Source organism: Psychrobacter sp. C 20.9 (genome assembly GCF_001921765.1).
Lineage (GTDB): Bacteria > Pseudomonadota > Gammaproteobacteria > Pseudomonadales > Moraxellaceae > Psychrobacter > Psychrobacter piscatorii_B.
This window is the reverse complement of sequence record NZ_MRYC01000026.1, coordinates 17,813-29,279: the sequence shown is the minus strand read 5'-3', so window position 1 is coordinate 29,279 and position 11,467 is coordinate 17,813. Positions and strand designations below refer to the sequence as shown.

At 43.5% G+C, this 11,467-nt stretch carries 7 protein-coding genes; 5 read left to right on the top strand and 2 right to left on the bottom strand.

Annotated elements, in window-relative coordinates; all coding sequences use genetic code 11:
- The 5 genes from BTW00_RS14125 to BTW00_RS13180 all read left to right on the top strand — a co-directional run.
- Nucleotides 1-214 (top strand): hypothetical protein (locus BTW00_RS14125; protein ID WP_218609025.1); only part of this gene is annotated, 214 nt, incomplete at its 5' end.
- A 111-nt stretch (nucleotides 215-325) separates the two neighbouring features.
- On the top strand, nucleotides 326-1,972 hold the full coding sequence (gene glpK / locus BTW00_RS13195; protein ID WP_075107783.1) for a glycerol kinase GlpK: 1,647 nt from the start codon (nucleotides 326-328) through the stop codon (nucleotides 1,970-1,972).
- A 248-nt stretch (nucleotides 1,973-2,220) separates the two neighbouring features.
- Nucleotides 2,221-2,733: a hypothetical protein gene (locus tag BTW00_RS13190; protein WP_075107782.1), complete on the top strand. Its 513-nt coding sequence runs from the start codon at nucleotides 2,221-2,223 to the stop codon at nucleotides 2,731-2,733.
- Nucleotides 2,734-3,032: 299 nt separating this feature from the next.
- Complete coding sequence (locus BTW00_RS13185) at nucleotides 3,033-4,052, top strand: endonuclease/exonuclease/phosphatase family protein (RefSeq protein ID WP_075107781.1); 1,020 nt, start codon at nucleotides 3,033-3,035, stop codon at nucleotides 4,050-4,052.
- 237 nt (nucleotides 4,053-4,289) lie between these two features.
- On the top strand, nucleotides 4,290-4,982 hold the full coding sequence (locus tag BTW00_RS13180; RefSeq protein ID WP_075107780.1) for a TetR/AcrR family transcriptional regulator: 693 nt from the start codon (nucleotides 4,290-4,292) through the stop codon (nucleotides 4,980-4,982).
- A gap of 73 nt (nucleotides 4,983-5,055) precedes the next feature.
- On the opposite strand, the gene BTW00_RS13175 is transcribed toward BTW00_RS13180, so the two are convergent.
- Both BTW00_RS13175 and BTW00_RS13170 read right to left on the bottom strand, forming a co-directional pair.
- Nucleotides 5,056-5,829, bottom strand: a complete 774-nt coding sequence (locus BTW00_RS13175; protein WP_075107779.1) for a hypothetical protein — start codon at nucleotides 5,827-5,829, stop codon at nucleotides 5,056-5,058.
- 172 nt (nucleotides 5,830-6,001) lie between these two features.
- Complete coding sequence (locus tag BTW00_RS13170) at nucleotides 6,002-11,332, bottom strand: SdrD B-like domain-containing protein (protein ID WP_075107778.1); 5,331 nt, start codon at nucleotides 11,330-11,332, stop codon at nucleotides 6,002-6,004.
- Nucleotides 11,333-11,467 lie beyond the last annotated feature (135 nt).

The window sequence follows — 11,467 nt, the reverse complement described above, 5'->3', positions numbered from 1 at the left end:
CGATGTTAAAAATAATAAGTTTAGTCATTCTAAGCGCTTATTTTTAACGATGAAGCGGCAAAAAAGAGTCCTGTCCCTGCGGGCTGATGCTAAAATTGCCCCATACTGCGTTACAAATCTCGCTAAGGCATCTGCATTATCGTCGCTTTGTGCCTTGTCTGGAACAATTTTAGCGATCAGCAGTGGCTATTTGCGAATGTTCAACACGCCCTAAATAATTTGGCCAATCATTTATAAAATATGCAGTGATTGATTAACAGCAAATAATGAATAGCCACTGGTTTTTATCAAATAGAACCAACAATATCAGTAGAGGATATGCGTAATGGCAGGATATATTTTGGCGTTAGATCAAGGGACAACGTCGAGTCGAGCGATATTATACGATGATCATGCACGGCCTATTAAGATGGCACAACAGCCAACGACGCTGCAAACGCCAAAAGCGGGATTTGTTGAGCAAGACGCACAACAAATCTGGCAAACTCAGATTAGCTGTGCGCATGATGTTATCAATCAGGCAGGGTTGCTTGCTACTGATGTCACCAGTATCGCGATTACCAATCAACGCGAGTCTATTGTCATGTGGGACAAGCAAACAGGGAAACCGCTCGCACCCGCTATCATTTGGCAAGACAGGCGCACGGCAAACTATTGCAAGACACTCGCTGCTGAAAGCGCTGATAACAGCATGAATAAAAGTGTCAATCAAGATATCAATCAAGGCGCCAATCACAATGATATTAACAATGACCTTCAATATGATATGGCAGCGCAAGTACAACGCATCACAGGTCTGCGCTTAGATCCGTACTTCAGTGCCAGTAAAATTGCTTGGCTGCTCGAAAATAATCCCAAACTCAGCGTACGTGCTAGTAAAGGTGAGATAGCAGTTGGCACCATCGATAGCTGGCTGATTTACAAGCTAACTGGCGGCGAGCATGTCATCGACGTGACCAATGCTTCTCGTACTTTGCTATTTGATATTCATAAATTGGCTTGGTCAGAGACGCTTTGCGATCGGTTTGCCATTCCTATGACTATATTGCCTAAGGTACTGCCATCTGACGGTGATTTTGGCAAAACCAAAAAAGGCCTATTTGCAAAGCAAATACCCATTCAAGCCGTGCTCGGCGATCAGCAGGCCGCGCTTTTTGGGCAAGGCTGTCTCGATGCTGGCATGGCCAAAAATACTTATGGCACAGGGTGCTTTATGCTGATGAACATTGGTCAGCAGCCAAAACTGAGCGAGCACAAGCTGCTAACCACCATCGCATGGCAGCGAAAAATATCGCCAACTCGTCCAGACAATTTATCATTTGATCAAATCTTACAGTCAGGTAAGCGAATGCTACAGCCACCCAAAAAAGAAGTTACCTATGCCTTGGAGGGTAGTGTTTTTATGGCAGGAGCTATCATCCAATGGCTACGTGACAATTTGGGTATGATTCAACAAAGTAGCGATGTTGAAGATTTAGCTCGCCAAGTAGACAGTAGCGAAGATGTGGTGCTATTACCTGCTTTTACTGGATTGGGTGCGCCTTACTGGCGTTCTGATATCAGTGCTAGCATCACTGGTATGAGCCGCGGTACTACTAAAGCCCATATTGCCCGTGCTGCGTTGGAAGCAGTTGCCTACCAGACTTATGATGTACTCATCGCCATGCAAAAAGACAGCCCTCATCCCTTGACTGAGCTCAGAGTAGATGGCGGCGCGGCAAATAATGATTTGCTGATGCAGTTTCAGGCAGATTTGCTAGATGTTCCGGTGCTACGTCCAAGAGACACAGAGATTACGGCAAAGGGTGCAGCACTACTCGCTGGTTTAAAGACTGGGCTTTACGATGAATCAACCATGAAAGCCTCATGGCAAGTGGATCGTGTTTTTGAGCCAAGCATGTCGATTGATGCTCGTGAGCAACACCTTGATAAATGGCAACGTGCCATCGCAAGGTCATTAATGCAGATATAGGGTTGATTTCTATAGTAAATTTATCAATGCTAATCTCTTATGATTACCCAAAGTATGAGCGCACCGTACATAGACGTCATAAAGATACAGGCTGTAACGCAATGCAATCGCAATACGGACACAGTTTACATAATCAGGCTATCTGTCTCTACCTATAAGTTTCTATACTTCAGTTGGATTCAGCAATATCGCTAATCTTTTAGCAAATAAATAATTCAACAAATAATAAATAATTTAGGGACAATACTATGAGTAACCATGACGCTATCGATCGCAGTGAAGTAAAAAACATGTCTAAAGAGACAAAAGAAGATTTGAATGCAGACATTATTACAGGTGAGCCAGGCTCACATCCAGTGGGTACAGGTATTGGCGGTGTAGGTGGTGCAGCAGCAGGTGCAGCCATCGGTACTATGGCAGGCCCATTAGGCACACTAATTGGTGGCGCTATTGGTGCTATCGTTGGTGGCGGCGCAGGTCATGCAGCAGCTGAAGCCATTGATCCAACCCATGAGGAAGCTTACTGGCGTGCAGAGTATGCCAATGCTGATTACTACAAAGAAGGTTACGAGTTTGATCGCGATCTACACCCAGCGTATGCGGTAGGCTATGCAAATCGCGCTCGCTATCCAGTAGATGCACGTTTTGAAGATCATGAAGCTGACTTAGAGCGTTCATGGCATGAAGTGAAGGGTGATTCTCGTTTGGCGTGGGATGAAGCGCGTCTAGCATCACGTGACGCATGGCATCGTGTATCGTAGTACGTGTTTTACAAGAAAGTCAGATGTTAAAAAGACTTATGAATATGGCTACTGTTTACTCAATGACTTTAATAGATAGCTAACTTAACAGGCGAGCTGTCTCTTAAAAAAGCTGACAATAGATTACTATTTCGTTGCTGACAATAGATTGATTGTACGATTGGTTCTATTAATGACTTTGACCAGCAGTATGTATGTTATTTTAAAACTCCCAAAGTCAACCTTTGGGAGTTTTTTTTGGCATAAAATTTGCTATGAATCTATATGTATGAATATAATATAAGAAAAACAGGGGACTTATGACTAATAATGACGGTAGTAAACAGTTTTATATTGCCACAGCTAATTTATTGAACTTTGCTAACCCTAATCGCATTTATTATAAGAATGCCCCAGCTTATGATAATAAAGCCTATGAGCATAAGCGACGTGGTCTGACAGATCTGCTGGCTAAAGCACACGCTGATATCATTGCCGTACAAGAAGTATGGGATAGTAATGCACTAGAAGCACTAGCTGTCGCACTAGGATTCAAACCAGAGCAGGTGGTTATTCCGCTTGCAAGCAATGACACTGCAAGTCCATATACTCAAGGTAGAGGCGCACAGAATACACCAGCCGTTGGTATTATTAGTCGATTTGAGCAATTAGAGACGACCTTATTAGAAGAGATTGCACCAAAAGCTGTGATTGATATCCCCGATATCGGGCCTCATCAGCATTTTAATCGTCCACCTTTGATATTGCGTGTTGACGCATATGGTCAACCAATAACGATCATCACGGCGCATCTAAAAAGTAAACGTGCGTTTTTCTTACGTGACGAAAATGGTAACCTATTAGAAGACATGGATGATCCAAATATCCGTATTCGTGCCAAGCTTCGTAGTTTGTGTATGCGTGCTGCAGAGGCGGCATCTATTCGTATGTCGATCATGGAACGTTTGCATCACACGCGTGAGCCATTGATACTGCTTGGCGACATGAACGATGTGACTGGTAGCGTAACGACCCAGCTAATGACTGAGACTGGCGAGGTTAATTATGATAAAAGTATGCGTGATGTCGCACTTTTTGATGCCGCTCGTATTCAAGCTCGCTATGGTTGGATGAAAGATGTGGCTTACACCCATATTCATCAAGGTATGCCAGAAGTGATCGATCAGTTATTTGTTTCAGAAGAGTTTTTACCTGATAGCAAGTTTTCGCTCGGTCAGGTTGAAAGAGTTGATTATTTCAATGACCATCTTAAGTGGGATTATTCAGATAGGGTGACTGATCATGGTATTATAAGAGCGAAAATTAAACTGAATGATTAACTTCATAAAATTAGATAGTTAACTCTAGTAGAGTGTTAATCGATACATTAACTTTTAACCCATTCATGTCCCTTGCTTGATAGTGTACAAGCGTTTATGATGCACCCTCGTTGAGGTTAGTAGCGATAACGTTGGCTCTACATTTTAGCCACTCGTTGATTCTCCAGTGATTTAGGACGAATGCTACTCAATGAAGATTGTATTTATGAAATAGGACGTAACATTAAGAGATTTACAATGAGTGATAACAAAGACGAAAAAATTGAAGATGTGTTAGTAGATTCGGAGTTGGCAAAAAAACTTGTACCAAACAAGTTTAAATTTACCAGTCAGCAGGGACGCGCACGTCGTCAAAAACTTTTGGCTGGTGCCAAAAAGTTGAGTGAAACACAAGCTATCAATGATATTACTCTAGCAGCTGTGTGTGAAGAAGCAGGCATACCAAGAGCTTCTGCTTATCATTTCTTCCCTAACATTGAAGCAATATTTTTAGCATTGCGCTTTTTGAATGCGATTGAAATATTAGAGATGGTAGAAACCGTTGATATCGGCAACTACGATAGATGGCAAGGATATCTAACCGCGCTGATTGATCAGTGCGTGACGATCTTCCATAACGATGAGACCAAAGCCAAACTCATTTATGACACCAATACGCCTGATTTTGAAGGTGATGAATTTGGCGAAGATATGGACCATCAAATTGTTGACTTGGTCTATAAGCGTTTATCAGAGCGTTATGAGATGCCAAATTTTGAGGATATCCAAAACACGTTATTGATTGCTTATAGTATTATTAATGCGATATTTACCTTGTCTTATCGTCGTCATCAGAATATCACTGAAGACTATATTCAAGAAGCAAATACAGCATTTATCGCGTACTTACGCTGCTATCTACCAGAAAAACTACCACGTAAAAACCGCTAATTTTATCTATAGTAGACACAAAAAAGCCGACAAATCTGTCGGCTTTTTTACCTCTATCATTTAGTAAGGCGCTTTAATTATTAGGCGTTAGATCTTGTCCGCGGCAGATATCATCACTGGCATCTAAAGGCGCATACTGCTTGTAGTAGCTGACGATAGATTGCTCTAAAGCCACGTTAGTCTGTGAATCATGAGCATTCACGTAAGCTTCGCGTGCTTGCTCAAGCCAGCGATCTGCCATACGAAAATGTATGCCTGATTCACGCCACCCTCGCTTACATTGATTGGTCGCCGCCCAAATCAGAGCCACTTCGCTAAACGCCACCTCACGCGGGGCAACAGCGATGCCGTCACTGTCTTTGAGGGCACTTATAGTTGCCCATAGGTCTGGTCGCATCAAGGCAGACATCGCAGGGATGTCTTGATACAGGCTGATATCTTTTTCTGTGCCATTCTTTAATGATTGCAGTATGGACTCTGCCGTTTGGGCAGCGTAGGCACCAGCGGTAGAGCGGCTATTGATACTGTCCTGATGAATGGCGTAGTTCAGCCATGCTTGCGCTTTGTAGGCCCAGTAGCGCTGGCGTGCTGTCTTATCCGCTTGCTGATAGGGTTTTACCTGTGTGAGCATACAGCTCAACGCCTGCTGCTGAGTACTTTGGTATTGATAAGACGGGATGTGATTTTCTAAATTGCTATGACAGTAGTCATTACTTATCAGTGTATTCGCTTTGACACGGTCGCTTGCTGCCAATGCTGATGAAGCAGACGTGAGTAGCAATACTGCGGACAGTGCCGTATAAAAAGAGCGTTTATAGGTAGCTACTGTGCTGGCAGACTTCGACATATTACAACCCTTGTATTCAGGCAATCGGTTTTATTTTTTAAGTATTTGTCAATATCAGGACATACCCTAATCACTATATCAAACGTTTATCAGTATATATGAGCCAACTGAAAAATATCAGTACAGTAATAAAAAAATTGCCGCAGCTCAGAGCGACGACAATTTTTTCAGATTATAGCGTCGCGTTGCTCGGCAAACGCTTATTTTTGCGTGGGTCTTCGCGTTTGAATAAATCCTCATCAAACTTAAAGCGTAATCTGAAGTATGCGCCTTCTTGCGTACTGTCGTCATAAGCGATATCTTCATCCTCAAAACCCATAAAGTTATAACCAAGCGACAACCACAGGTTGGTCATCGGGCTGTAGCCGACTTCTGCCCCAAGCATATATGACATATCATCCGCTTGCTTGTTCCAGTAAGTCCCAGCTTGTAGACCTATATCCCAGCGCTCGCTGATGTCATATAAACCGCGTGCATAGGCAGCATGCGCGGTGTTTTCGCTGACGATATCATCAGCGTCGTATTGGGTATATTTGCCCGCATAGCGACCAGAGAGAGTAAGGGCGCGCGTTGGATGGTAGTTGCCGCTCCACGACCATATTGTTGTATCTTTTTGATATTGGTCAGTGCCAGTAGCATTGTCGTCTAAACGGTACTCAAGTTTTGCTAGCATGTCTAGCTGATTGCTATCATAGTCGCGGTATGCAGCGCCTAACTGAAAACGGTTGATGGTGCGATGGCCATCATCATAGTCGACCTGTGAGTAGATGTCCTTGGCAAGTAGGGTAATATCATCGGTATAACGATAGGCGATGCCTGCACTTCCTAATAAGGTGTCGCTGGTTTCGCCCCAACGTTTCTCAAAGCGTCCTGAGGCTTTGTAGTTTTCTTTGGCTAAGTATTCGACGCCAATGCCCGCTGCGGTCGCCGTATTGTCTGTCTCGCCTTCTAGTGATTCGACGCGCTCAAACAAGGTGCTTAGGGTCAGACCTTCTTGCACGTACCATTTGTTTTTGAGACCGATAGCGGCTTCCGCTTCACGCGCACTGATCGCGTCACGCATGCGGTATTCGCTATACACTTTACCGTCTTTCATATAATTGACGTCAAAGCCAACAACGGTACGTTGACGCTCATCAGTATCATCAAGACCATAGCTACCAGACAAGCTATTGATCAAATCATGACGTGCATACAGACGACCCAAGCCACCGATTGGCGTCTCACCACCGATGGACGTCGCGTTACGTGAGCTATTTTCGATATCTTGCTCATACTCTGCAAACACCAAGCTATTATTTAGCTTGGGTAGGCGAGAAGTGATACGAGCACGAACCGTGGTGCCTTCGATGTCTTTGTCAGCATCACTAACGCCATTCAATGCTGATTGGTTGATAATGTCGTCATTGAACAGCGTGTCATCAGTAACATCTATCACATCTGTGGCTGCTTGGTTATTGCGTGAGGCAGCAGTCGCGTCTTGTTTGTAGTAACGCACACCGATTTCACCAACGACATTTTCACTCAAGCGTTGCTCGATACTGGCTTGTACGCCTTCACGACTCGCGTCAGTAGTATGATCCTTGGTACGCACACCTTCTAATTTCAACGCTGTTTTTTTGTCGTTGAATGTATGGATGACTTCTACGCCAGACTCCGTACGTCCAGCAGTAAGTGGTGATGCACCAGTGACAAATCCTTCATCTGCATCATTGTAATAAGCCTTGGCACGCGTATCTTTCTTATTATCAAAGTCAAGCTCGACACGTAAGGCATTGCCCTCAACATTATTATCGTCTAATTCTGTGGTGTTGATCTGATTACTTGGCTGAAAATTAGGGTTCTCAGCTTTGTTCATTGCGTATTCAGCGACCAGCTTTAGCTTGTCGTTGAACTTGATAACGCTATTGACACTAGCCAGCTCTTCTTTGTTCAATGGGTCGTCGCTATTGATATAGCTACCACCGATAGAGACTTTATTAGTCAGTTGCTGTTTGGCAGCGATACCACCAACCAAATAGTCCTCACCACCTTCATCCACTTCTACTGTGACACGAATGTAGATAGGATTGCCTTCGAGATCTTGACTCGCAATCGGTGATTTTAGATATAAACTGCGGCTAATCGGGTCTATCTCATAATCAGCAAAACGAGTTAGCGTCTCACGACTGATAATAAGACCGGGATTATTGGCATCACGAGTGATAACTTCGACGATTTCAGAGTTTTCTAGTACCGCGTCAAAGTTCTCCGCCAATGGGTAGGGACCTGAAATACCTAAGCCGCGAGTCTCATTAACGCGCTGGCTAGTACTGGTCTCTGCCAAAAACGCAGTCACGCGAGTATTATTATCTTCAAATTGCGCCTTTAGACCAGTCAATGTACGGTTGTACTGACCAAGCTCAATCCCTTCATCGTTGTCGATTTGAGTTTTTAGATCACCGTACATAGCAAACGAGCGACCTTTGTCTAGACGCACATAGAGCTTACTGGTTGATTGCGCATCAAAGCCTTTGGCCGATGAGTCACCATAGACAGGATAGTATTCGCCAGGCTCGATATCACGGAATAATCGCTCGCCTTTTTTGTCACTGTCATAAGCGAGCGTCAGCAAGTAATCTCCGCGCACTTTGCCTTTCAAGAACATTGCCGCACGACCAGTGGCTGAATAATCATCATTGCCTGAGATTTCATGCAGCTCTTGCTCGAACGCGCCTTGTGCGTCTGTGATATTGCTGCCATCAAAGTCTTTGAGCGAGATAGCACCTTCGACGATACCCACAGCAATGAGTGGACGCAGCTTAGCCGTGAACTGTAGTGGGATAATTTGTTTACTACTACCAGTATCAATTACCAACTCACCTTTGCCTGGTGCGCTTGGCGCGATGACTGGTATTAATAACTCACCCCCTGATACAGTAACTTGGGTACCGGCTTGATCTTGGCTGCTGTCTTTCAGATTGATACGACCGATATTAGTATCAAGTGTAAGAGAAGTAGTACCGATATAGGGGCGATTGTCGCGATCTTTTAGACTAATAACAACCTGATATTCGCTGATACCATCTGCTGGGACTAATTGTGCTTGCGTACGATAATCAATCGCTTGCAGACTATCAGGTGTCAATACGGTGATGGTCTGCTCGGAAATAGTTTTGTCATTGATGTCAGTTGCCACACCACGTAACGTATTGCTTCCGCGTTTTAGGTCAACCGCATAATAGTCAAAAGCCATTACATTTTGCTTTTCTTGCTCAGCAGTTTTACCGATTTGCTGCTCTGATATCGCTTTGCCATTGGCGTATAGAGTAAATATTGAACCAAGTGGTGCTTGTACCTGTACCATCTGCTTGTAAGTACTGAGCTGTTGACCTTCATTTAGGTTAATGAAGGTGACATTATTGTTAGCCACTTCTTTTAGATATTCTTCGAGCTCTTTTTCTACTGGAGGTGCAACCGTTGTCACGGCCATGTCTACACGATTGGTCGCATCCCCAATCATATCGTTGACAATAGCAGAATCACAGTTGTTACCAAGGTCTAGGTCGCCATTGATATTGCAGCCACTTGCATCGACATTATCAGTCGTGTCGGCATCGTAGTTTGGCTCTAATGTTAGCGCTGTTTTTACCGCTTGCTCTAGCGTATCATTCTTAGCACTCACTGATTTGCTACGAGCGATTAGCTCGGCGTTCAGACGCTCAGTACTATCGCCCATGCCGCCCACAATCGCAAAATCTGCACGATGTAGCTCGCCATATTTCAAATCGACAAAACGGCTGCCAGCATCACCCGCATTACGGTTGCTTTGGGTGACCATCTCTGTTTCTCTAGGGATCGTCGTGCTATCTACTTTTAGTACGTGTGTTTTGGCACTGACCCCATAAAAGTTGTATTTACCTTCAGGATCAGTAACGATGAAGTTGCCGTTCTCCATATATATACGGACACCAGCAACCCCAAGCTCGCCGTCTTCTTTTTGCTGAATACCATCACGGTTGATATCGTGATAGACTTTACCAACGATGATACCGTCAGTATTCATGACGCCGCGTTCTACGTCGATTTTCCACTGTGCTTCTCTTGATACTAAGCTTTGGCCTTGCTCATTGTTAGCAACTGCGATTGCGCGGTTGATACCATCACCACCTAGTGATGAAGCACCAACAAGCACACGATAAGTAATTTTTTTACTTTCGCCATTTGCCATATTGCCTAAGTTCAATACCTGATATTTACCATCAGCTTTAAACTCGGTGGTCTGTGCTTGATTGATATCAATATCAGTCGTTGGACTAATACGTACACTATTCTCAACGTAGTCAAAACCACGTGGTAAGGCATCTTTTAGTTGTACATCGTAAGCAGTAGACTTACCGCTATTTTTGATTTCGATGGTATAGCTGATATAATCGCCGAGTTCAGCACTTTTTACGTCACTTTCCTTTGTAACAACTAAAGCTGGGTTGTCATCGACGATATTAATTTGTGAGCTCAGGTCACTGATACGCACGGTGAAGTCAGACGCATTTGGCAATTCATCAGCATCAATGCCAACCGAAGGGGCGATACAAGCATCTAAATTGACAGTCAATGTGTCGCTGTTCAACGTTTGGATAAGCTTATCGTCAATAGCGTTAGCGTTATTTTGAGTGGCTGCTGATAGCTGATATTTACCTGTGTTATTACCGGTTTCTATAGCTTTAAGTGAATAGCTATCACCACTACCAATGGGCGGGTTAGCTGATTTGATGGTTACCCATACTTGATCAGGCTTGTCAGTTTGTACATTACATTGCGCATAGCTGGCACTGATATAAACGTCATCATTAATTTGTGAAATCGTTTTGCTTTCATCAAATTTAGGAGTGGTGAATTTGATACCAGATTCGATAATGACTAAACTATCGGTCGCACTCACGCTAGTCACTGACGGGTCTTCTAAGACAACTGCACCAATCTTAATGTCAGCAGTATCTCCATCCTTACCATTAGCATCTGATAGAGCTTGTACAATAAACTGAATGTTTTCACTCTGACCAAGCTTGATTTGGGCACTCATGTTATCAAGAATCAGTTGTGTATCACCACTATCGACAATGCCGTTTTTATTCAAGTCTTGATAAACTTTCAAATTAGATAGAGTTGGCGATACATCAAGCGTCAGCTCAACAGTCTGACTACTATAGCTAGTATTACTAAGAACATTAACCCAATTCACCAGTGTGTTGGGTGCAACAGTACGCACAGGTTGCTGAGTTAAGTTAATACCATATTCAGATAAGGCAGAGGCTTTGACTTGAACTTGGTTTGAAATGCTATTCTGTTTGATAGAATTGACGTCATAAGAAGCATTAGCGATATTGTTGATAGTTTGTACGAGAGTGGTAGGCGCAGCAAACGCCATATTTGATTGCATAAGCAACATTGCAGCCGTCAGCGCAGAGATATTCGCTGTATGCAACGTAATACGATTAGACGGTGTCATTAAAGATTTAGTCATATGTCGCTTATCCAATAAAACATAAAAGGGTCGGGTAGTAATTCTCCAGCTTGGCTCATCAAAATCAATTAGGTCAAGCTGGAGCGTTAGTCTATAAGCGTCTTGTGAAGCTTATAGACTTTGAAATGTTAAATA

What these genes read in the sequence shown, in the direction of transcription:
- BTW00_RS13175 (WP_075107779.1), bottom strand. Translation starts at nt 5,829, where the DNA reads ATGTCGAAGTCTGCCAGCACAGTAGCTACCTATAAACGCTCTTTTTAT.
- BTW00_RS13190 (WP_075107782.1), top strand. Translation starts at nt 2,221, where the DNA reads ATGAGTAACCATGACGCTATCGATCGCAGTGAAGTAAAAAACATGTCT.
- glpK (WP_075107783.1), top strand. Translation starts at nt 326, where the DNA reads ATGGCAGGATATATTTTGGCGTTAGATCAAGGGACAACGTCGAGTCGA.
- BTW00_RS13180 (WP_075107780.1), top strand. Translation starts at nt 4,290, where the DNA reads ATGAGTGATAACAAAGACGAAAAAATTGAAGATGTGTTAGTAGATTCG.
- BTW00_RS13185 (WP_075107781.1), top strand. Translation starts at nt 3,033, where the DNA reads ATGACTAATAATGACGGTAGTAAACAGTTTTATATTGCCACAGCTAAT.
- BTW00_RS13170 (WP_075107778.1), bottom strand. Translation starts at nt 11,332, where the DNA reads ATGACTAAATCTTTAATGACACCGTCTAATCGTATTACGTTGCATACA.